This window comes from Mesorhizobium comanense (assembly GCF_005503535.1).
Classification (GTDB): domain Bacteria; phylum Pseudomonadota; class Alphaproteobacteria; order Rhizobiales; family Rhizobiaceae; genus Mesorhizobium; species Mesorhizobium comanense.
In genome coordinates this window covers 341,973-364,082 of record NZ_SCNN01000002.1, presented here as the reverse complement: position 1 = coordinate 364,082, position 22,110 = coordinate 341,973, and the positions used below count along the sequence as shown (strand labels likewise).

At 63.1% G+C, this 22,110-nt stretch carries 23 protein-coding genes; 15 read left to right on the top strand and 8 right to left on the bottom strand.

All coding sequences use genetic code 11. The features are described from left to right. Window positions 1-158: 158 nt before the first annotated feature. The 4 genes from FFS37_RS06170 to FFS37_RS06155 form a co-directional block, all read right to left on the bottom strand. Window positions 159-1,181: an acyltransferase family protein gene (locus FFS37_RS06170; RefSeq protein ID WP_137930049.1), complete on the bottom strand. Its 1,023-nt coding sequence runs from the start codon at window positions 1,179-1,181 to the stop codon at window positions 159-161. A 274-nt stretch (window positions 1,182-1,455) separates the two neighbouring features. Beyond that, window positions 1,456-2,253, bottom strand: coding sequence for an FAD binding domain-containing protein (locus FFS37_RS06165; protein ID WP_137930048.1), 798 nt, complete (start codon window positions 2,251-2,253; stop codon window positions 1,456-1,458). A gap of 101 nt (window positions 2,254-2,354) precedes the next feature. Further along, complete coding sequence (locus FFS37_RS06160; protein ID WP_137930047.1) at window positions 2,355-4,703, bottom strand: xanthine dehydrogenase family protein molybdopterin-binding subunit; 2,349 nt, start codon at window positions 4,701-4,703, stop codon at window positions 2,355-2,357. 90 nt (window positions 4,704-4,793) lie between these two features. Further along, window positions 4,794-5,297, bottom strand: a complete 504-nt coding sequence (locus FFS37_RS06155; RefSeq protein WP_137930046.1) for a (2Fe-2S)-binding protein — start codon at window positions 5,295-5,297, stop codon at window positions 4,794-4,796. Between the two features lie 297 nt (window positions 5,298-5,594). Here FFS37_RS06155 and FFS37_RS06150 point away from each other — a divergent pair, with 297 nt between their 5' ends. The 3 genes from FFS37_RS06150 to FFS37_RS06140 are packed head-to-tail and all read left to right on the top strand — an operon-like array spanning window position 5,595 to window position 8,518. Next, window positions 5,595-6,731 (top strand): FIST signal transduction protein, encoded by a 1,137-nt coding sequence (locus FFS37_RS06150; RefSeq protein WP_137930045.1) that lies wholly within the window; start codon window positions 5,595-5,597, stop codon window positions 6,729-6,731. A 13-nt stretch (window positions 6,732-6,744) separates the two neighbouring features. Then, window positions 6,745-8,085, top strand: coding sequence for a hybrid sensor histidine kinase/response regulator (locus FFS37_RS06145; protein ID WP_137930044.1), 1,341 nt, complete (start codon window positions 6,745-6,747; stop codon window positions 8,083-8,085). 7 nt (window positions 8,086-8,092) lie between these two features. Further along, window positions 8,093-8,518: a hypothetical protein gene (locus FFS37_RS06140; protein WP_137930043.1), complete on the top strand. Its 426-nt coding sequence runs from the start codon at window positions 8,093-8,095 to the stop codon at window positions 8,516-8,518. 21 nt (window positions 8,519-8,539) lie between these two features. Here FFS37_RS06140 and FFS37_RS06135 read toward each other — a convergent pair whose 3' ends face one another. Beyond that, entirely contained in the window at window positions 8,540-9,223 is a 684-nt protein-coding gene (locus FFS37_RS06135) for a response regulator (protein WP_137930042.1), read from the bottom strand. 207 nt (window positions 9,224-9,430) lie between these two features. Here FFS37_RS06135 and FFS37_RS06130 point away from each other — a divergent pair, with 207 nt between their 5' ends. Beyond that, a complete protein-coding gene (locus FFS37_RS06130) occupies window positions 9,431-10,129 on the top strand; it encodes a fumarylacetoacetate hydrolase family protein (RefSeq protein WP_137930041.1) in 699 nt (232 codons plus the stop codon). Window positions 10,130-10,140: 11 nt separating this feature from the next. Further along, on the top strand, window positions 10,141-10,791 hold the full coding sequence (gene maiA / locus FFS37_RS06125) for a maleylacetoacetate isomerase (RefSeq protein WP_137930040.1): 651 nt from the start codon (window positions 10,141-10,143) through the stop codon (window positions 10,789-10,791). A gap of 84 nt (window positions 10,792-10,875) precedes the next feature. Here maiA and FFS37_RS06120 read toward each other — a convergent pair whose 3' ends face one another. Both FFS37_RS06120 and FFS37_RS06115 read right to left on the bottom strand, forming a co-directional pair. Beyond that, window positions 10,876-11,361, bottom strand: a complete 486-nt coding sequence (locus tag FFS37_RS06120; protein ID WP_137930039.1) for an SRPBCC family protein — start codon at window positions 11,359-11,361, stop codon at window positions 10,876-10,878. Window positions 11,362-11,482: 121 nt separating this feature from the next. Continuing rightward, window positions 11,483-11,731 (bottom strand): ParB N-terminal domain-containing protein, encoded by a 249-nt coding sequence (locus FFS37_RS06115; protein ID WP_137930038.1) that lies wholly within the window; start codon window positions 11,729-11,731, stop codon window positions 11,483-11,485. Between the two features lie 190 nt (window positions 11,732-11,921). Between FFS37_RS06115 and FFS37_RS06110 the strand changes: the two genes are divergently transcribed. Then, window positions 11,922-12,338 (top strand): acyl-CoA thioesterase, encoded by a 417-nt coding sequence (locus tag FFS37_RS06110; RefSeq protein ID WP_137930037.1) that lies wholly within the window; start codon window positions 11,922-11,924, stop codon window positions 12,336-12,338. A gap of 15 nt (window positions 12,339-12,353) precedes the next feature. Here FFS37_RS06110 and FFS37_RS06105 read toward each other — a convergent pair whose 3' ends face one another. Further along, on the bottom strand, window positions 12,354-13,313 hold the full coding sequence (locus FFS37_RS06105; protein ID WP_137930036.1) for a LysR family transcriptional regulator: 960 nt from the start codon (window positions 13,311-13,313) through the stop codon (window positions 12,354-12,356). A gap of 135 nt (window positions 13,314-13,448) precedes the next feature. Here FFS37_RS06105 and FFS37_RS06100 point away from each other — a divergent pair, with 135 nt between their 5' ends. The 9 genes from FFS37_RS06100 (at window position 13,449) to FFS37_RS06055 (ending at window position 22,104) form a co-directional block, all read left to right on the top strand. Continuing rightward, on the top strand, window positions 13,449-14,231 hold the full coding sequence (locus FFS37_RS06100; protein WP_137930035.1) for an ABC transporter substrate-binding protein: 783 nt from the start codon (window positions 13,449-13,451) through the stop codon (window positions 14,229-14,231). Window positions 14,232-14,296: 65 nt separating this feature from the next. Next, the gene (locus FFS37_RS06095; RefSeq protein ID WP_137930034.1) at window positions 14,297-14,944 is read left to right on the top strand and encodes an amino acid ABC transporter permease; all 648 of its coding nucleotides are present in this window, start codon (window positions 14,297-14,299) and stop codon (window positions 14,942-14,944) included. A 12-nt stretch (window positions 14,945-14,956) separates the two neighbouring features. Next, on the top strand, window positions 14,957-15,616 hold the full coding sequence (locus FFS37_RS06090; protein WP_137930033.1) for an amino acid ABC transporter permease: 660 nt from the start codon (window positions 14,957-14,959) through the stop codon (window positions 15,614-15,616). After that, window positions 15,613-16,377 carry an amino acid ABC transporter ATP-binding protein gene (locus tag FFS37_RS06085; RefSeq protein ID WP_137930032.1) on the top strand — a complete coding sequence of 255 codons (765 nt, stop codon included), beginning with the start codon at window positions 15,613-15,615 and terminating at the stop codon, window positions 16,375-16,377. The genes FFS37_RS06090 and FFS37_RS06085 overlap by 4 nt, the downstream gene beginning before the upstream one ends. An 8-nt stretch (window positions 16,378-16,385) precedes the next feature. Continuing rightward, a complete protein-coding gene (locus FFS37_RS06080; protein ID WP_137930031.1) occupies window positions 16,386-18,026 on the top strand; it encodes a N,N-dimethylformamidase beta subunit family domain-containing protein in 1,641 nt (546 codons plus the stop codon). Between the two features lies 1 nt (window position 18,027). After that, the gene (locus FFS37_RS06075; protein ID WP_137930030.1) at window positions 18,028-19,404 is read left to right on the top strand and encodes an aminotransferase family protein; all 1,377 of its coding nucleotides are present in this window, start codon (window positions 18,028-18,030) and stop codon (window positions 19,402-19,404) included. 4 nt (window positions 19,405-19,408) lie between these two features. Further along, a complete protein-coding gene (locus FFS37_RS06070; RefSeq protein WP_137930029.1) occupies window positions 19,409-20,338 on the top strand; it encodes a BKACE family enzyme in 930 nt (309 codons plus the stop codon). A gap of 228 nt (window positions 20,339-20,566) precedes the next feature. Continuing rightward, window positions 20,567-21,079: a GNAT family N-acetyltransferase gene (locus FFS37_RS06060; RefSeq protein ID WP_137930027.1), complete on the top strand. Its 513-nt coding sequence runs from the start codon at window positions 20,567-20,569 to the stop codon at window positions 21,077-21,079. Then, window positions 21,076-22,104, top strand: coding sequence for a histone deacetylase family protein (locus FFS37_RS06055; RefSeq protein ID WP_137930026.1), 1,029 nt, complete (start codon window positions 21,076-21,078; stop codon window positions 22,102-22,104). Before FFS37_RS06060 ends, FFS37_RS06055 begins: the two co-directional genes overlap by 4 nt. Window positions 22,105-22,110 lie beyond the last annotated feature (6 nt).

Below are 22,110 nucleotides of genomic sequence, written 5' to 3'. Positions count from 1 at the left end.
CTGCCATAAGACGAACGTCTAAGGAGAGCGGCTCCGCAGAGAAAATCAGGTGCCTATGCCATCATAAAATATATTGAGTGTACTTAATTGGTATTTTTTTGATTTTCGCAGGGCTGAACGATGATCTTTCAACATCTGACGCAAGGGAAGGAAGTTCGCTACCAGTTGCGATTGAGCCATTCGCGCGCCGGCCGCTCGATCATGTAGTAGCTGCACAGCGCGCAGGCGAAGGCCGCGGCCAGCATCGGCCACGGGTTGCTGTCTTGCTCATAGACGAATTTGTAGAAGGGCTGCTGCCACAGATAGAGCGAGTAGGACCACAGGCCGAGGGTCGCCATCGGCCAGGACGACAGCAGATCGGGAAAAATACGGGTGCTGAAATCGAGCGCGTTGACGGCAATCGCCAGCAACGGCACCGCGACCAGATAGTGGATCGGGGTGGGGACCGGGTCCATGAACAGGACAACCGCGCTGGCCGCCGCGGCCAAGGCGACATAGGGGCCTTCCAAGAAGTCCGGCAGCTTGCCGTCGGCCTTGAGCAGGCAGATGGCGGCAGAGAGCAGGATCGAGGCGATGTGCACGTCGGTGCGCCAGTAGGTGGCCTCATAGTCCATATGCAGGAACCAGTAGGAAACCGCGCCGTTCGCCATGGCCAACAGCGCCAGGACCAGCAGCAGCGGGATGACACGGCTGCGGCTGGCAACGACCGCGCTGATTGCCGCGAGGATTATGTAGGCATGCTCCTCGACACAGAGCGACCAGATATGGTCCAGCGCGCCGGCCCGGTTCACGAAAATTCCGGCATAGTTGTAGGTGAAGGTCAGCGCCGTGAGGGCGGCCTTCCATTTGAAGGCGATGAACGTGCCTGACAGCGCGATCATGGTGGCGACGACAAAGACCAGCAGCGCCGGATAGATGCGCGAGAAGCGGCGCTTGAAGAATTTCTTCAGGGGGTAGCGTTCGACGAACAGGATCTCGCCCATCAGCCGGCCGCTGAGCACGAAGAAGAACTCGACGCCCAGCACGCCCAGATTGATGCCCGGGACCGGGAAAAAATGCCCGATCAGCACCAGGGCGATCGAAAGGCCGCGCCAACCATCGAGATAGGCCAGTCTCGTTCTGGCGGATCGCTGGGCGCCGGTTCGGGACGGAACCAGATGGGTCGCGGAAATTTCGGACATGCCGATCCCTTCGCATTGGTCATGCGAAAGGCCACGGCGGTACGCATCCGAACCCGGTTCGCATTCCCGCCCCTCAGCATACTGCAGTGCAATATAAATTTGTGCAAGTGCGAGATGGCCGCCGGCACAGTCGCTGGGTGAGTAGAGGCCCTAATTGCTTGGGGCAACCAGCGTGTTCCCGGCCTTGGCTCCTCCCCGGGACCGCCTGGTTACAGCGGCCAGGTACGAAAAAGGGGCCACAACGGCCCCTTCTCCCCGTCGGAAACTGGCGGCGTCAGGCGTTGGCTGCCGCCACCGCGCGTCTGGCCATCACCGCGATCAGATTGGCACGGTAGTCGGCGGACGCGTGGATGTCGCTCATCAGGCCCTTGGCCGGCACCTTGACGCCATCGAGTGCGGCCGCGGCGAAATTCTTCGCCAGCGCGGCCTCGATCTCCTTCGACCGGAACACGCCATCCTCGCCGGCTCCGGTGACGGCAACACTGACCCCGTCCTTGCCCTTGGTCACGAACACGCCGACAATCGCGTAGCGCGACGCCGGATTGCGGAATTTTTCGTATGCTGCTTTCGACGGCGCCGTGAAGGTCACCGCGGTGATGATCTCGCCTTCCTTCAAGGCTGTCTCGAACAGCCCCTTGAAGAACTTGTCCGCCGGGATGCCGCGCTTGTTGGTGACCATGGTGGCACCCAATGCCAGCAGCGCCGCGGGATAATCCGCCGCCGGATCGTTGTTGGCGATCGAGCCCCCGATCGTTCCCTTGTGACGCACGGCCGGATCGCCGATCAGCGATGCCAGGTGGGCAAGGGCTGGACAGACCTTTCGCAGTTTCTCGTCGCTGGCGACGTCATAATGGGTGGTGGCGGCGCCGATCGTGACCGTCTTGCCCGACACCTTGATGCCTTGCAGGTCCTTGATGCGCGACAGGTCGACGAGGTCGGATGGAGCCGCCAACCTGGTCTTCATGGCGGGGATCAGGGTCATGCCGCCGGAGAGCAGCTTGGCGTCGCCGCTCTTCACGAGCTTGGCGGCATCGCCGACGGAGGTGGCGCGGTGATAGTTGACGGAATACATGGGATCCTCCCCTGAGTGGTCAGGCAATAGTGAGTAGGCAGTAGTGAGTAGTCAGAAAGGAGTGGCCGCGGCCGACTCACTGTTCACTACTCACTACTCACTCATTTCTTCGTCGCGCGGATCGCGGCCCACACGGTGGATGGCGATGCCGGCATGGCGATATCTGGAATACCGATGGCGTCGGTGATGGCGTTGATCACCGCCGGTGGTGACCCGATGGCGCCGGCCTCGCCGCAGCCCTTGATGCCCAGCGGATTGCTCGGACAGGGCGTGTTCGAGGTCGAGACCTTGAACGACGGCAGGTCGCCCGCGCGCGGCATGGTGTAGTCCATGTAGCTCGCTGTCAGCAATTGTCCGCCGGCGTCGTAATGCGCGCCTTCCAGCAGCGCCTGGCCGATGCCCTGGGCGATGCCGCCATGCACCTGGCCTTCGACGATCATCGGATTGATGATGTTGCCGAAATCGTCCGCCGCCACGAATTGGACGATCTCGGTGGTGCCGGTCTCCGGATCGATCTCGACCTCGCAGATGTAGCAACCTGCCGGGAAAGTGAAGTTCGCCGGATCGTAGAACGCCGTCTCCTTCAATCCCGGCTCCATGCCCGCCGGCAGGTTGTGCGCGGTATAGGCGGCAAGCGCCACCTGGAACCACGGCACGTTCTTGTCGGTGCCGGCGACTTTCAGCGCGCCGTTTTCGATGACGATGTCGCCCTCGTCCGCTTCCAGCAGATGCGCGGCGATTTTCTTGGCCTTGGCCTCGACCTTGTCGAGCGCCTTGGCGACCGCCGACATGCCGACGGCGCCCGAGCGCGAGCCGTAAGTGCCCATGCCCATCTGCACCTTGTCGGTGTCGCCATGGACGATCGAAACCGAATCGATCGGCACCCCCAAACGCTGGTTGACCAGCTGCGCGAAGGTCGTCTCGTGACCCTGGCCATGGCTGTGCGAGCCGGTGAGCACCTCGATCGTGCCCACGGCATTGACGCGCACTTCGGCCGATTCCCAGAGGCCGACGCCGGCGCCCAGCGAACCGACCGCCGCCGATGGGGCGATGCCGCACGCCTCGATGTAGCAGCTCATGCCGATGCCGCGCAGCTTGCCCTTCCTCGCCGCATCCGCCTTGCGCCTGGCAAAGCCGGCATAGTCCGCGCTCTTCATGGCCGCATCGAGCGAGGCGCCATAATCGCCGGCATCATAGTTCATGATGACGGGTGTCTGATGAGGGAACGATGTGATGAAGTTCTTGCGCCGCAACTCGGCCGGCGACACGCCAAGTTCGCGCGCCGCCGCCTCCATCGTCCGCTCCAACAGATAGGTGGCTTCAGGCCGCCCTGCCCCGCGATAGGCATCGACGGGCGCCGTATTGGTGTAGACGGTGCGCACATTGGCGTGGATGGCCGCAATGTTGTACTGGCCCGACAGCAGTGTCGCGTAGAGATAGGTCGGCACACAGGACGAGAACAGCGACATGTAGGCGCCGAGATTGGCGATGGTGTCGACCTTCAGCCCGGTGATCCTGTTGTCCTTGTCGAAAGCCATTTCCACCATCGAGACGTGGTCGCGGCCATGGGCGTCCGAAAGGAAGCTCTCCGTCCGGTCGGCGACCCATTTGACCGGCACGCCGGTCTTCTTGGAGGCCCACAGGCAGACGATCTCCTCGGGATAGATGTAGATCTTGGAGCCGAAGCCGCCGCCGACGTCAGGCGCGATGACGCGCAGCTTGTTTTCCGGCGCGACATTGTAGAAAGCGCTCATCACCAGCCGCGCGACATGCGGGTTCTGCGATGTCGTCCAGCAGGTGAAGTGGTCTTCGGCCTTGTCGTAGTGACCGAGCGCCGCACGCGGCTCCATGGCGTTCGGCACCAGCCGGTTGTTGACGATCTTCATGCGGGTCACATGCGCGGCCGCCTTGATGGCGGCATCGGTTGCCCTGGCGTCGCCGATCTCCCAGTCGAAGATGAGATTGTCCTCGGCCTCGGCGTGGATTTGCGGCGCGCCCTTCTCTAGCGCCTTGGTGGCATCGACCACCGCCTTCAGTTCCTTGTAGGTGATCTCGACCGCTTCCGCCGCGTCGCGCGCCTGCCCCTTGGTCTCCGCCACCACCACCACCACGGCATCGCCGACATAGCGAACCTTGTCCACGGCCAGGGGCGACCATGCGCCCATCTTCATAGGCGAGCCGTCCTTGGAGTGGATCATCCAGCCGCAGATCAGATTGCCGATTCCGTCCGCCTTGAGCTCCTTGCCGGTCAGCACGCCGATGACGCCGGGCATGGCCTGAGCTTTCTTGACGTCGATCTTCTTGATTTGCGCGTGCGCGTGCGGGCTGCGCACGAACACCGCGTGCTTCATGCCCGGCACCACCATGTCGTCGACATAGCGGCCTGCGCCGGTGATGAACCTTTTGTCTTCCTTGCGCGCGACCCGTGCGCCAACACCTTCAATGCCCATAAGAAATTCCTCCCGAGATAGTGAGTAGGAAGTAGTGAGTAGCGAAGATCGCCGCCGGTTCGGACCGGCTACTGACTACTCACTCTTCGCTCACGCAGCCTGCTTCGCTTTGCCCTTGGTGGCCCCCTTCGACATCGTCTTGGATGCGGCAAGGATCGCCTTCACGATGTTGTGGTAGCCGGTGCAGCGGCAGATGTTGCCGTCCAGTTCGGCCCGCACGGTGGCCTCGTCGAGGCCTTCGGGATGGCGGCTGATCATGTCGGTCGCCGTCATGATCATGCCTGGCGTGCAGAAACCGCATTGCAGGCCGTGGTGTTCCTTGAATGCCGCCTGCACGGGATGCAGGTCCGGGCCACTGGCGAGACCTTCGATTGTTGTCACGGTCGATCCGGACGCCTGGGCGGCGAGCATCGAACAGGACTTGACCGCCCTGCCGTCGACATGGACCACGCAGGCCCCGCACTGCGACGTGTCGCAGCCGACATGGGTGCCGGTCAGTCCCAGATTCTCCCGCAGGAAATGAACCAGAAGCGTTCGGTCCTCGACGGCGCCACTGACCCGCCTGCCGTTCACAACAAACGAAACGTCCGACATGAATCCTCCCTGGGTATCAACCTTGGTCATCACGCTGCCGACGCGCCGCTGGCACTTCGGCCATGCGTTATTCCTACACCGCACAACGCTCAAAAAACAGCGCGGCGCAAAGCCGGATCATTGTACTTTCGGTCATGGCCAGCGCGCGAAAACGCGTTCCCGCGGCCCCATTGCCAAAATGCGGATTGGCGGCAACAATACCGTCCGACGCTGGCGCGCCCGACGTGCACAAGAATGCGTCGGAGGAAATGCGGGAGAACGCCGCTGACCAGTTCACGGACGCGCTACGCATGCGGCTTGTCGGCGCTGACCACGGACGAGCCCGACCCGGATGTCTTCGCCCGCGCGGTGGCCGCCGAGGCCGCCGCGATAAATGCCGGTTTTGCCCTGCTGTTCTTTTCGCAGAGCCTCGTCGAGGCCGACGCCCTGTCGCGGGCACTCTGTTCCCATGCGCCCGCACTCCACCATGCCGGCTGCTCGACGGCGGGCGAGATCACGCCGCAGGGGCTCGAGGAAGGCCATATGCTGGCGATGCTGCTTCCCTCGGCGTCTTTCACCGCGGTCACCACCATGGTCGACAATTTGTCGTCGTCGGGCATGGACAGGATCACCGGCGAGGTTGAGGCCTTGCGCCGCACACTGCACGGCCGCGTCGGCGCCGGGCAGGCCAGAAACACCTTCGCGCTCTGCTTCATCGACGGGCTGTCCTACGCCGAGGAGGCGGTGAGTTCGGCCATCCACTGGGGTCTGGACGACATCCCCTTGCTCGGAGGATCGGCTGGCGACGACCTGAAATTCGAGACGACGCGGCTGATCTCCAATGGCAAGGTCACTTCCGACAGCGCCATCATCGTGCTGATATCAACCGAAATTCCCTTCCACGTCTTCAAGACCGACAATTTCGTTCCCACCGACGAGAAGCTGGTGGTGACGGCGTCCGACCCCGATCATCGCATCGTGCGGGAATTCAACGCCACCAATGCGGCGCAAGAGTACGCCGCCTCGGTCGGCATCGTGCCACAAATGCTGACCCCGCTGAGCTTCGCCTCGCACCCCGTCGTGGTGAAGGTGGGCGGGGAATATTACTGCCGGTCGATCCAGAGGATGCATGCCGATGGCTCGCTGTCCTTCTTCTGCGCCATCGACGACGGCGTGGTGCTGTCGATCGCCCAGCCCAAGGACATGGTGGAATCGACGCGCGCGGCCTTGCGCGAGGTCGAGGAAAGGCTTGGCGGGATCGACCTCATCCTCGGCTTCGACTGCGTCCTGCGCCGGCTCGATGCCCGTAACCGCCAGGTCTTCCGCGACATTTCGGAACTGTACCGGGTCAACAATGTCGTCGGCTTCGGCACCTATGGCGAGCAATACCGCTCCATGCACCTGAACCAGACGTTCACCGGCATCGCTTTCGGCGATCGCCAAGCGGCCGAATAGGCGGCGAAACCAGATGCCCCTCCGCGACATAAACGACCTCGACAAACTGAAGAAGATCAACGCCGCCCTGGTCAGTCGCGTCGAGCGGTCGATGGATCAGCAAGGCAACGCATTCTCCTTGTTCCAGACCGCGATCTCGCTGGAAAACCGCGTGCGCAACCGCACCGAGGAATTGCATGCGACCCTGCGCCGGCTCGAACAGTCCAACATCGATCTCAGCGCCGCCAAGGAAAACGCCGAGCTGGCGAACCTGTCCAAGACAAGGTTCCTCGCCGCGGCCAGCCATGACGTGCTGCAGCCGTTGAACGCCGCGCACCTCTCCGTCTCGGCGCTTGCCGAGGTGCAGACCAGCGACGAGGGCAGGAAGCTGGTGCGTCAGGTCGAGCGCTCGCTGGAAACCATGGAAGACCTGCTGCGCACCTTGCTCGACATTTCCAAGCTCGATGCCGGCGTGGTGCAGCCCGACATCGGCGACGTCAGCCTGGAGGCGCTGTTCTCGTCGCTGCGCTCGGATTTCCTGCCCGTCGCGGAAATGAAGCAGCTGTCGCTCAAGTTCCGGCCGGTCAATGCCGTGGTGCGCTCGGACCGCACGCTGCTGCGCCGCATCCTGCAGAACATCCTCTCCAATGCGCTGGGCTATACCCGCTCGGGCGGCGTGCTCGTAGGCACGCGCCATCGCGGCGACACGATCCGCATCGATGTCGCCGACACCGGCTGCGGCATTCCCGAGGATCAGCGCGAGGCGGTGTTCGAGGAGTTCCATCGCGGCACTTCGCCGGCGAATGCCGAACTCGACGGCGGGGGCCTTGGCCTCGGCCTCGCCATCGTGCGGCGTATGGCCGGCGCGCTCGGCCACCCCGTGACGTTCTCATCCAAGGTCGGCCGGGGCACCATCTTCCACATCGACGTTCCTGTCGGCATCGGCGCGCCGGCCGACGCCATCGCCAGCGCCGCCAGCCTGGAGCGTCCACGCGGCTACGGCCTGTTCGGCACCAAGGTCCTGCTGGTCGAGAACGACGCGGACGTGCTGGAGGCCATGACTTTCCTGCTCGAACGCTGGCAATGCCTGGTGCGGACCGCCACTTCCACCGACGACGCGCTGGACATGCTTGGCGATACCGACTGGGTGCCCGACATCGTCATCGCCGATCAGCATCTCGACGGAGGCGATCTCGGCACCGCGACGATAGCCGAGGTCCGCGACTATCTCGGCCGCGCCGTGCCGGCGCTGATCGTCACCGCCGACAGTTCCGAAGCCGTCGCCAAGGCGGCGCGCGCCGGCGGCATCGAACTGATGCGCAAACCGCTGAAACCGGCGCAGCTGCGGGCGCTGCTGGCGCATCTGCTGGCTTAGAGCAACAATGCGCCTTCTTGATTTTCTCGGAAAACCGGCAGCTTGCCTTTTGACGTCGGACCCATTTAGACGCTGGAATTTTCAACGATCAGTTGACGATGACCTTCCAGAAAAAACAATAAACTATGAGGCCAGCCGGCAAGGGTTTTCATTCACATGCGACAGTGATGAAGCGATAACGACTATATTTGTAGAAGCGGACGATATCGACAAATCGCTGATTGATATTCCCTTTTCGACGAAACGCTGGGCACTGCAAAGCATGCTTGGCATACCTTCAAAGAGCGGAAAGCCCCATAGCCATCCTATTTTAGGTGAATACGGCGCTTGGGATCGATATGACCAAGAGCGTCATTCGATACACATCGAGTATGAGCCTCACTTGGACAGGATAAGGCGAGTGACGCTTATGCGAGCCGACGCAGTGCCGTGAGAGCATGCGCCTGGGAAAACCTCAAAATCCCGCCTGATCACGAAACAGCTCCGCGCTGTCCAGCTTCGACACCTCGATCACCGCTTGCGTTCGGCTGTAGACGTTGAGCTTGCGCAGGATCTCGGAGACATGCGCCTTGACCGTAGTCTCGCCGACCTGCAGTTCATAGGCGATCTGCTTGTTGAGCAGGCCCTGGCGCAGCATCTGCAGGACGCGCAGCTGCTGCGGCGTCAGCGTCGAAAGCCGTTGCACCATGTCGGCGCGGTCGCTGCTGTCGGCATCACGCGGCTGCCCCTCATAGGTTTCCGGCACGTAGATCGCCCCGTCCATCACCGAACGTATGGCATTGGCAAGGTCGCTCTTGCGCGCCGATTTCGGGATGAAGCCGGCCGCGCCGTAGGACAGGGCCTCCGAAATGATCTTCGGCTCCTCATAGCCCGACACGATCACCACCGGCAGGCGCGGATAGCGGGTCCTGAGCTGCAACAAGCCCTCGAAACCATGCACGTCGGGCATGCTGAGATCGAGCAGCGCGAGGTCGAACGGCTTGGCGCCCGCCAGCAGGTTGACCGCCTCGGTGATCGAACGCGCCTCCACCGTATCGACCTCGGGATAGGCCATCTGCACGGCACTGTGCAGCGCCTCGCGAAACAGCGGATGATCGTCGATGATCAGAAAGCGGGCACGATCCGTGGCTGGCGTCATGGCGTTCGTTCGAACCCCTGTTCTTCGATTTGCTTGGGACAGCGTAGTCCCGCGCCCGTCACCGGATTATTGCCAAATAGTCTACCGCCGCCATCCGGATTCCTTATAGGGCTTTTTGCAATCCTCCGCTGCACGAAATGCGACGCCTTGCTCGCTGCGCGAAATGGGTCGAAGGTGCCCCGGTTTGAAATCAGTTCAGGGCTTGCAATGACCGCCTTCGTCTTTCCCGTCACACCGACGCCGTCTGTCGCCATCAAAGGGTCGGCCGACCGCTTTGCGATACGCCGCATCTTCTGCGTAGGCCGCAACTATGCCGCGCACGCCCGCGAGTTCGGCAATGACGAGCGCGATCCCCCGTTCTTCTTCACCAAGCCCGCCGACGCGGTAGTCGACAGTGGTACCGCGATTCCCTACCCGCCTCTGACGGCCAATTTGCATCACGAGATCGAACTGGTGGCAGCGATCGGCAAGGCTGGCTTCCGCATCCCGCGCGAGCGGGCGCTGGACCATGTCTGGGGGTATGGCGTCGGCATCGACCTCACCCGCCGCGATCTCCAGGACGAGGCCAAGAAAGCGGCACGGCCCTGGGACTGGTCAAAAGCCTTCGACCGTTCCGCGCCGTGCGGGCCGCTTGTGCCGGCACGAAAGTCAGGCCATCCGGCGAAGGGCCGCATCTGGCTCGCCGTCGACGGCAAGGTCCGGCAGGATGCAGATCTCGCTGAACTGATCTGGCCGATCGCGGACATCGTTTCGATTTGCAGCGAAGGCGTCGAGTTGCAAGCTGGCGACCTGATCTTCACCGGCACGCCCGCCGGTGTCGGCGCGGTCAAGCCGGGCGAGACGATGACCGGCGGCGTCGACGGCATCGGCACGATCGAGATAACCATCGGTCAGCCGCAGTCGTGAACGACAGAGCCATGAGCGATATCGTCCTGCACAATTACTATCGTTCATCCACCTCATACCGGGTGCGGATCGCACTGGAGATGAAGGGGCTGAGCTATACCTACGTGCCGCATCATCTGCGCCATGGCGAGCATCTGGAGGCGGCCTATCTCGCGGTCAATCCTCAAGGGTTGGTGCCGGCGCTGGTGCTGGATGAAGGCACGCTGTTGACCCAGTCGCTGGCGATCATCGAATACCTCGACGAAACACTGGCCCAACCGCCGCTGCTGCCGAAAGACGCACTCGGCCGGGCGCGCGTGAGAATGCTGGCGCAGATGATCGCCTGTGACATCCATCCGGTAAACAATCTGCGCGTGCTGACGTCGCTGCGCACTCTGTTCGGCGCCGGCGACGAGGACATCGCCAACTGGTTCCGCCACTGGGTAAATGAAGGTTTTCAGCCGCTTGAAAAGATCCTGGCTTCGTCGCCGCAGACAGGAACATTCTGCCATGGCGACCTGCCGGGCCTGGCCGATATCTGCCTGGCCGCGCAGGTCACCAGCAACGCCCGCTTCGGCGTCGACCTGACGCCCTACCCGACGATCACCCGCATCAATGCCGCCTGCCTGGCGCTGCCGGCTTTCCAGAAGGCGGCACCCCAGAACCAGATCGATGCCGAATAGGGCTCGGCGAGAAATGGTCGACGGATATCCGGTTTCGCCGACCACCTCGTACCGAGTCTCCGCCCTGGTCTGACCCAGCCGCCATCAAAGCGTCATGGCGAGTTCCTCAAGTTGATCGGCGCACTGGCTCCAGCCCTGGTGAAAGCCCATCTTCTCGTGCTGCTCGCGATCGGCCACGCTCCAATGCCGGACCCGGACCGTGTAGCGGGTCTTGTCCTGGCCCTCATCCTCGAAGGTCAGAACCGCCGTCATGAACGGTTTTTCCGACGGCTCCCAAGCCTTGGTGTAGGCGTCGGTGAAAACGATCTTTTCGCCGGGAACGACGTCGAGGAACACGCCGTGATTGGGAAATTCATTGCCGTCCGGACCAGCCATGACGACAAAACTCGAGCCGCCGGTGTGCACATCCATTTCGGCGCGCGGCGTGGTCCAGGGCTTTGGCGCGAACCATTGCGTCAAAAGCCTGGTGTCGGCCCAGCAGCGGTAAACGTTCTGGCGCGGCGCATCGATGATGCGGGCAATGACCAGTTCGCGGTCGTTGGCCGGGGTGATGTCGAGCTTGGTGGTCATGGTGGTCTCCTCGGTGTTGGCTTGATCTCCGTCTCAAAGACGAGCCAACACAGGGTTGCCCGACAATACCGATGAAAAAATCTTGGACTGCCGGACCGCAAGAAGCTGGCAGGCGTCCGCGTCAGTGGCGCTTGGCCTGCACCAGATAGGCGTCGATTTCCGACTCGCCGAGCCATTTTGCCGCTTCCAGCCGGTGCAGCCCTTCGACCAGGACATGACGCTTGCCGTCATGGCGGACCTGGATCGGCGTCTTCATGCCGTTTTCCAGTATGTCCTCGGCGAGATGCCGGACGGTTTCTGGATGCAGCGTCTTCCTGCGCGCGGTGGGCACGTAGATATCGTCGACCTTGACCTTCTGGACCCTGAGCATGCGAAACCCCGTGGCGGCAAACCGCGCCATTTCCAGAGATAGATGGTTTGCTCGAGATGGCCAAGGGCGCGGGCGGCGAATGGGAGCGCGCCCGCCTCGACGGAAATCCCGGGGCTGCTCGCCCGTTTGCCTGCCGGAGCATGTTTCGATATGGCCCTTGCCATCTTCAACGAGCCTGCGGGACCAATCGATGAGCAAAGCCCTCGTGACTTTTGTCGGCGTGACCCATCCCTGGATGTGCGATGTCATGGGGCACATGAATGTGCGCCACTACGCGGCGATGTTCGATGATGCGAGTTTCCATATCCTCGGCCATATCGCCGGACAGGAGACCAGTTCGGGATCGCAGATAGGATGGGCCGACGTGCGCACCGAGATCGACTATCGCCATGAAACGAAGGCGGGGTCGCTGCTAACCATCCGTTCGCACGTCGTGAAGGTCGGCCGTACCTCCATCACCTTCGAACAGGTGATGTCCGGATCGCTCGACGGCATCATCCATGCATCGAGCCGCACCACCAGCGTGCGCTTCGACCTTGCCGCGCGGAAGTCGGTGCCACTGGACGAACCGATGCGCGGCCGTGCGGCGAGCCTCCTGGTCGAATAGGCCCGTGCCGGCTGGTCAGGCGTCGTAGATGCGCTCGTCGAGCGGCGTTTCGGCGATCAGCGCCTGCAGCCCCGACAGAAGTGCCTTCTCGGCCCGGTTCATCGCCTTGTCGGGATTGGTCAACAGGAAGATATCGATCGCCGGCGGGGCATCATAGGGCGGCAGCCGCCACAATATGCCGTCCGTCACATCGCGCCGCGCGACATGCAGCGGCAGCGGACCGATACCGAGTCCGGCAACGATCATGCGCCGTACTTCCTCGAGACTTGATGAGACGCCGAGGACGTCGGCATTCAATCTGGCTTCGCTGCGCAGCAGGGCAACCGGCCGCAACGCGTCCGAAATATGATCGGTCTGGAAGGATACCGAAGGCTCGCCGCGCAGGTCCGCAAGGTCCAGGCCGGTCTTGCCGTAAAGCCTGTGCCGCGGACCGCAGAAGAAGCCGAAGAATTCACGATAGACCATGGTGTAATCCAGCGCGGGATCGCGCTGGCTGACCAGGCAGATGCCGAAGGAGGCGCGGCGCTCCCTCACCTGCTTGGCCACTTCGGTACTTGCCGCGACCGAGATGGTGATGCTGGCGCGCGGATAGTCGCGATGAAATTCCGCCAATGCACGATCGAACAGCGGCGAGACGACATGGCTGGCGGTGGCGATCATGACATGGCCGGTGACATCGTCGCTGATGCCGCGCATCAGCAGCGGCAGTTGCGATATGGAGCCGAACACCTCGACGCTCTGCTCGTAGATCAGCCGACCGACCTCGGTCAGTTCGAAGCGCGTGGCGTCGCGCTCGACCAGGCGACGGCCGACGCGGTCCTCCAGCCGTCGCAAGGCGTTGCTGACACTGGGCTGCTTGAGGTTGAGGCGCTCGGCAGCGCGGGTGATGCTCTTGACCTCGGCGATGACGACGAATGTCCGCAGAAGGTTCCAGTCGAGGTCCCAGACCAGACGTTCGGGGCGAGGCAAAGCCATTCCTGAAATCTATGCTCCCTATTTCCATTATCTATTTGCGCAATGCTTCGGCAAACGCAATCATCGGCGTCAGGAGAGCGCCCCAAAGCCTCCCAAAAACAAGCCTTCCCGCTTCATCCAGAGGACAGACGTCATATGAACAGGATACTCTCCGGCATTGCCGTGGCGGCGCTGCTGCTCGCATCGACTTTCCACACGGCTACGGCCCGGGCCGACGATCTCGAAAAGATCAAGGCAGCCGGCGAGCTGAAGATTTCGATGAGCGGACAGTATCCGCCCTTCAACTTCGTCAATGACCAGAACGAAGTCGTCGGCTTCGACGCCGATATCGGCAAGGCGATCGCCGAGCGCATCGGCGTCAAGGGCACCATTATCACCACCGCCTGGGACGGCATCATCGCCGGGCTGCTCGCGAACAAATACGATACCGTGGTCGGCTCGATGACGATCACACCGGAGCGCGAGAAGGTGGTCGATTTCGTCGGTCCCTATTATCACGCCGGGCGCGCGGTTTTCGTGAGCCAGGATTCCAAGGTGCAAAGCCTCGACGACCTCAAGGGCAAGACCCTTGGCGTGACGCTCGGCGAGACGCACGAGAAATGGGCCCGCCAGCAGGGCGGCTGGGATGTCCGCACCTACAAGGGCCTGCCGGAACTCTTGCTGGAGCTGAAGGCCGGCCGCGTCGACGCCATCGTCGTCGACAACATTCCAGTCATGGTCGCCGTCAAGGAAACCGGTGAGAAGGTGCGCAAGCTCGACACACCCAACATCGAAGGCGGCAGCGTCGCCATCGGCATCGCCATCCGCAAGGACAATCCCGAGCTCAAGGCCGCCATGCAGAAGGCGCTGGACGACATGATGGCCGATGGAAGCTACGAGAAGATCTCCAAGCAGTGGGTCGGCAGCGACATTCGCTGATCTCATCCGGCCTCGGGCGGCCGGATCCGCCTGAGGCGATGCGCTGTTGTTGATTGGCCGATCCCATGGATTTCTCCTTGATGCAGCGCGTCTTCCCGTTCTTCGTGGAAGCCGCGCTGGTGACGCTGGAACTGACCGCACTGGCCCTGATCCTGGGGCTGGTCGCGGCGGCATTCGCGGCGGCAGCCAAAATGTCGAGACCGGCGATCCTGCGGGCTATCGGCACGGTCTATGTCAGCCTGTTTCGCGGCACGCCGTGCCTGATCCAGCTGTTCGTGCTCTATTTCGGCGGCCCGCAGGTCGGCATCAATCTGGAGCCGTTCGCGGCTGGCGTCATCGGCCTTGGCCTCAACATCGGAGCCTATATGGCGGAATCGATCCGGGGCGCGGTGATGGCGGTCGACCGGGGCCAGACCGAGGCTGCGCGCACCATCGGCTTCAGCCGCTTCCAGACCTTGCGCAAGGTCGTACTGCCGCAGGCGGCGCGATTGATGATCCGCCCACTCGGCGTCAACACCGTCGCGTTATTGAAGGGCTCGGCGCTGGTGTCGACTATCTCGGTCGTTGAGCTGACCTACACCGCCCAGCGCTTCATCGGCTCTACCTACAAGCCGTTCGAGATCTTCGGCGTTGCAGCACTTCTCTACATGATCATGGTCTACGCCGTCGCCCGCATCGTCGACCTGCTCGACAAACGCTTTGCCATCGCCTGACAGGAGAGCACGATGCAAGGTCTCGATTTCAGCGTTGTCGTTCCCTACTGGGACCTTCTTCTCACGGGCGCCTGGTGGACCGCGGTTCTGACGGTTTCAGCGGGCATCCTCAGCTTCGTCTTCGGCATCCTGTTCGCCGTTGCCGTCCTCTATGCCCCGGCGATCCTGGCCTATCCGGTGCGCGCCTTCATGTGGGTGTTCATGGGCACGCCACTGCTGCTGCAGTTGTTCCTCATCTATTTCGGCCTGGTTCAGGTTGGCATCGACATACCCGCCCTGGCCGCCGGCATCATCGGACTTGGCCTGCACTTCGCCGTCTACAATGCCGATGTCATCCGCGCCGGCATCGTGGCGGTCGATACCGGCCAGAGCGAGGGCGCGCGCAGCATCGGCTTCGGCAAGTGGCAGGCGTTGCATTACGTCGTGATACCGCAGGCCATCCGCAACACCGCGCCGCCGATCGGCGGCAACCTCATTGCGCTGCTGAAGGAATCGTCCATCGTGTCCGTCATCGGCATCGCCGAACTGGTCCATTCGGCACAGCTGGCGATCAGCGAGACCTTCCGACCGTTCGAGTTCTACATCACGGCCGCCGCGCTCTATTACATCCTGAACCTGATCCTGGAGGCCGCCCTGCATCGGTTTGAACGGCATGTGGAGGTCTCCCGATGAGCGCACGGCAGCCAATGGTCGAGGTTCGCGGCGCGCGCAAATCCTTCGGTGCGGTCGAAGTGCTCAGAGGTATCGACCTGTCGGTCGAGCGGGGACAGATCGTGGCCATCATCGGCCCGAGTGGCTCGGGCAAGAGCACGCTGCTGCGCTCGATCAACCACCTCGAAACGCTGAATGGCGGCGAGGTCTGGCTCGATGGGGTGCAGGTCAACCAGAACCTTCACGGACAGGCCTTCGAGCGGCACATCAACAAGGTGCGCCAGCAGATGGGCATGGTGTTCCAGCACTTCAACCTATTCCCGCATTTGACCGTGCTGGAGAACATCACCATGGGACCGGTGATCCTCAAAGGCATGCCGAAGACCGACGCCAAGGCGCTCGCGCACAGCCTGCTCTCGAAGGTCGGGCTGGCCGAAAAGATCGACGCCTATCCGTCGCGGCTTTCAGGCGGCCAGAAACAGCGCGTCGCGATCGCCCGCGCGCTGGCCATGCAGCCCAAGGTGATGCTGTTCGACGAGGCAACCTCGGCGCTCGACCCCGAGCTGGTCGACGAAGTCAACACTGTGATGAAACAGCTTGCCGCCGAGCATATGACCATGCTCATCGTAACGCATGAAATGCGCTTTGCCGGCGAGGTGGCCGACCGGGTGCTGTTCATGGATGGCGGCGTCGTGGTCGAGGAAGGCCCGCCGGCCGAAATCTTTCGCACGCCACAGAAGGAACGCACCCGCACCTTCCTCAAGAAATACCTGTCCGCCTGAGTATGATGATGACCAGATTGCCCACCGAATTCCCCGATTTCGGACTGACAGCGGAGCAGCGCCGCCACGCGGTGCGCGGCCATTACTATGAGTGGCCGGGCATGGATGGCGAACGCGGTGAGATCTGGTGCTACTCGGATCGCTTTTCCTATCGCGCCGGCGAGACCGTGACGCTGCATGTCAGTTCGACGGCGCCGTCCTTCAGCATGACGATCTTTCGCGATGGCGGCAGCGAGACGAAAGTGTTCGAGACGTCGGGCATCGCCTCGCGCTGGCAGGACAGTCCGGACCAATGCTCGGCAGAAGGTTGCGGCTGGGAAGCCTCATTCGACTTCCGCATCGGCGGCGACTGGCCGTCCGGAGCCTACCGGATAACGCTGACGGCCGACGGACGCGACGGCAAGCCGATCCAGAGTCATCACATCTTCATCGTCTCTCCCCAGCCAGGCAAGAAGCCCGGCCGCGTGCTGCAGGTCGCGGCCACGGGCACCTGGCTCGCCTACAATACCTGGGGCGGCTCCAACCACTATCAGGGCATCACCGGGCCGGATCGCAACCTCTATTCGCCGGTCGTGTCGACGCAGCGTCCCTGGTGTCGCGGCTTCGCCGTGCTGCCCAAGGACGCGCCGCGCGTGCCGCTGGAGGTAGCGGTGCCGCCAAAAACCGTGCCGCGTTACCCCCATATGGAATGGGCGCTCGCCACCGGCCATTCCAAGAAGTACGCGTCCTCGGGCTGGGCAAGCTATGACAGCCATATGTTCCGCTTCGCCGAACGGGCCGGCTACACCATCGACCTCGCCAGCCAGCACGATCTGCACTTCTCGCCCGAGATTCTGGACGGCTACGACTGCGCGGTCTTTGTCGGCCATGACGAATACTGGACCTGGGAAATGCGCGACGCCGTCGACCTCTATGTCGAGCGCGGCGGTCACGCGGCACGCTTTGCCGGCAATTTCATGTGGCAGACGCGTCTGGAGGACGAAGGCCGCCGGCAGGTCTGCTACAAATATCGCGCCCGCGCAGAAGACCCGATCTATCGCGACGGCGACGTGACGCGCGCCACCAATTCCTGGGAAGCGCCCGAGATCGGCCGGCCGGGCGCCGAGACTTTCGGGCTCAATGCCACCCGCGGCCTTTACGCGGGCTGGGGTGGCTGCGCGCCACGCGGCGTCCGCGGCTTTCCCGTCTATCGGCCCGAACATTGGGCCTTTGCCGGCACGGGCATCTATTATGGCGACCTGCTCGGCGCCGACAGTCACGTCTATGGCTACGAGGTCGACGGGCTCGACTTCGAAACACGGGATGGCCTGCCCTACCCGACCGCGACCAGCGGCGCGCCGGATGGCCTGCAGGTTCTCGCTGTCGGCATGGCAAGCCAGGTCGAGGAAAGCGCCGACATTCCCATCGAGGACCAGTTCCTGACCGATGAGGACGGCCGCTTCAGCGCCGAAACGCTGTTTGGCGACCGCAGCGACGCCAGTCTCGAAAAAGTCAAACGCAGCAACGGCATGATCGTCAATTTTCCCCGTGGCAAGGGCGAGGTGTTCCACGCCGGAAGCTGCGAATGGGTGGCCGGCCTGCTGCGGCAAGACCCGATGGTCGAACGCGTCACCCGAAATGTTCTTGATCGTTATCTCGGAAAGTCCTGACATGTCGAAAGCACAAAACGCCGCCGAGACCCGGCGCGACTCGCATCTCTTCTACTTGTCCAGCCTGCGCCGGCCGCTCATCGACCGCGCCGAAGGCATCTATATGTGGACGCAGGACGGCCGCCGCTTCATCGACGGTTCGAGCGGACCGATGGTCGCCAATATCGGCCATTCCAACCGCAATGTGCTGGACGCCATGAAGCGGCAGATGGATCGCGCCACCTTCGCCTACCGGCTGCATTTCGAGAACGAACCCGCGGAAGAACTTGCGCGGGAACTGGCCGGCAAGCTGCCGGAAGGCATGGACCGCGTCTTCTTCGTGTCCGGCGGCTCGGAAGCGACGGAATCCTGCATCAAGCTGGCTCGCCAATGGGCCGTGGCAACCGGACAGGCATCCCGCTGGAAGGTGATCACCCGCTTCCCCTCCTACCATGGCGGCACGCTTGGCTCGCTCTCGATCACGGGCGACGACGCGCTGGCCGAGACTTTCGAGCCGATGATGCGGGTGATGCCGACCGTGCCGGCACCCAGCGCATGGCGCGACCGGGACAACCTTTCGATGGAGCAGCGCGGTATCCGCTACGCGGACATGCTGGAAGAAAAGATCCTCGCCGAGGGACCGGACAGCGTCGTGGCCTTCATCATGGAGCCGATCGGCGGCGCCGCTACCGCCGCGCTCGTGGCGCCGGAAAGCTATTATGCGCGGGTGCGCGAGATCTGCGACCGCTACGGCATCCTGCTCATCCACGATGAAGTGATGAGCGGTGCCGGCCGCACCGGCAAATTCCTGGGCGGCGACCACTGGAACTGCAAGCCCGACATCGTCGCGCTGTCGAAGGGCCTGGGCTCCGGCTATGCGCCGCTCGGCGCGCTCGCAGCGCCAATGCGCCTGGTGCAGCCGCTGCTCGCCTCGGGCGGCTTCCAGCACGGTCACACCTACGCCGGCAACCCGCTGGCCTGTGCCGCCGGGCTGGCGGTGCTGGGCGAAATGGACCGGCTCGACCTGATCACCAATGCGGCAGCCATGGGCGACGTGCTGATGGACGGGTTGAAAGGGTTGGCGAAGCGTTTTCCATTCATCGCCGATGTGCGCGGCAAAGGCCTGCTGACAGGCGCCGAGATGGTCGCCGATCCCGAAACGCTCAAGCCTATCGACCAGAACAGGAAAGCAACGCAACGCCTGCTCGACCTTGCCTATGAGCGCGGGCTGATCATCTATGGCCGCAAGGTCAAGGGTGGCGTTGACGGCGACAATTTCATGGTTGCGCCACCGATGATCGTCACGGCCGAGCAGGTCGGCGAGATCGTCTCCATCATAGGCGACTCGCTGGAAGTGCTGGCTGGCGAACTCGACCTGCCGGTCGAAGGCCGGGGGTAAGGCAATGGCGCCGCGCAAAGTTATCATCACCTGCGCCGTCACCGGCTCGGTCCATACACCGTCGATGTCGCCCTATCTTCCGGTGACGCCGGACCAGATTGCAGCGGACGCGATCGCGGCGGCGGAAGCCGGCGCCTCGATCCTGCATCTTCACGCCCGCGACCCCAAGGACGGCCGGCCGACCGCCGATCCCGATGTGTTCATGCAGTTTCTGCCGCGCATCAAGCAGGCAACCGACGCGGTCATCAACATCACGACCGGCGGCTCCTCGCTGATGACGCTGGACCAGCGGCTGGCGGCTCCCTTGCGGGCGCAACCCGAAATGTGTTCGCTCAACATGGGCTCGATGAATTTCGCGCTGTTTCCAATGCTCGACAAGCCGCGCGAATGGCAGCACGAATGGGAACCCAAGCTGCTCGAAGCGACACGCGACACCATCTTCAAGAACACGTTCGCCGACATGGAAGGCGTGCTGGAGAGGCTGGGCAAGGGCTGCGGCACGCGCTTCGAGTTCGAGTGCTACGATGTCGGCCATCTCTACTCCCTGGCGCATTTCCGTGATCGGGGCCTGGTGTCCGGCCCGCTCTTCATCCAGTTCGTGCTGGGGATACTGGGCGGCATCGGCGCCGATCCGGACAATCTCATCCACATGAAGCGCATCGCCGACAAGCTGTTCGGCGACAGCTACCAGTTCTCGGTCCTGGCCGCGGGGCGCAACCAGATGCCGCTGATCTCGATCGCGGCGGCGATGGGCGGCAATGTCCGCGTCGGGCTCGAGGACAGTCTCTATGACGGCCGCCAGCTGGCGAAATCCAACGCCGACCAGGTGCGCCGCATCCGTGGCATTCTCGAAGGGCTGTCGCTGGAGGTTGCCACGCCGGCGGAAGCGCGCGACATGCTGGCGCTCAAGGGCGGCGACCGGGTGGCGTTTTGAGATCGACTACGTTTTGAAAGCTAGACACTCGGAGATGATTGCGATCCTGCCCACCCCCCTCTGGCCTGCCGGCCATCTCCCCCGCAAGGGGGGAGATCGGATGTCGCCTTGGGTTTCGCCAATCACAAGCGTTGCAGAATGGGCGGCAAGAGCGAAGCCGCCGATCTCCCCCCTTGCGGGGGAGATGTCCGGCAGGACAAAGGGGGGTGCCTTGGCATCACACCTGTCATGAGCAACCCATCCGAAGTCCTCCTCCGTCCCGGCACGATCGACGACGCCGACGCCATCCACGCCGCGCTGCTCAAGCTTGGCGCGCATATCGGCGCGCATCAGGAGATTGTTTCGACCGCCGACGATCTGCGCCGCTACGGCTTCGGCGATAAGCCCGCTTTCTCGACCCTGATCGCCGAGATCGACGGCGAATTCGCCGGGCTTTGCCTGTCTTTTCCGATCTTCTCGACCTGGATGGGAAGGCCCGGCGTCTATGTGCAAGACCTTTATGTCGAGGATCGCTTCCGCGGCCGCAAGATCGGCGAGCGCCTGTTGCGGCGGGTCGCGGCCGAGTGCCGCAAGAATGGCGGCGTCTATCTCAGGCTCTCCGTCGACACCGACAATGAGGGCGCCAAGGTCTTCTATGAACGGCTGGGCATCGCCTGGTCGAGTTACGAACAGACGCAGAAGATCATCGGCGATGCCTTTTTTGCCTTCGCCGATGCGCCGGACAATGGGGAGCAGGAATGAAAGCCTTCTACGCGCAGGAACAGAAGCGCCACGACCCCAAGGCCTTTCTTTCCAGCGGCGCCCCGCAACCCAATCCGGAAAAACCGGAGCGCGCCGAAAGATTGTTAGCCGGCGCAAAATCTGCAGGTTGCGTGATCGAACGACCCGGGAATCATGGACTTGGGCCCGTTTCGGCGGTCCATACGCCTGAATATCTCGACTTCCTCGAGCATATTTTTGCGCGCTGGCAGCGTATCGAAGGTGCCTCCGCCGAGGTGATCCCCAATATTCATCCGATCGCGCGCGCCGGCTCCTATCCAGCCTCCGCCGTTGGCCAGGCTGGTTATCACATGGCCGATACGGCCTGCCCGATCTCCCAGGAGACATGGCAAAGCGCCCTGTGGAGCGCCTGGAGCGCGGTCGAGGCGGCGGAAACGGTGATATCAGGCGCACCGGCAGCCTATGCGCTGTGCCGGCCGCCCGGACACCACGCCTTCGCCGACGTCGCCGGCGGCTTCTGCTTCATCAACAATTCGGCGGTCGCCGCGCAAGTCCTGCGCAAGCAGGCGGCGCGCGTGGCGATCCTCGATGTCGACCTGCATCACGGCAACGGCACGCAAGGCATTTTCTACGCGCGCCCCGATGTGCTCACCGTGTCGCTGCATGCCGACCCCGTGCGCTTCTACCCGTTCTTCTGGGGGCATGCGGACGAGCGCGGCGAAGGTCCGGGGCTGGGCTACAATTTCAATCTGCCGCTGCCGCGCAAATCCGCCGACGCGGCGTTTCTGGAGGCACTTGGCGTTGCATTCCAGCGCATCCGCGCCTTCTCGCCGGATGCGCTGGTCGTCGCGCTCGGGCTCGACGCGTTCGAGGGCGATCCGTTCGGCGGGCTTTCTGTGACGACGCCGGGTTTTTCACGCATCGGCGAGGCCATCGCTGGGCTGGGTCTGCCTACGGTCATCGTCCAGGAAGGCGGTTATCTCTGCGACGAGCTCGGCGACAACCTTGCCGCGTTCCTTACCGGTTTCGGCGGCAAGGCGCGGTAGGCGACC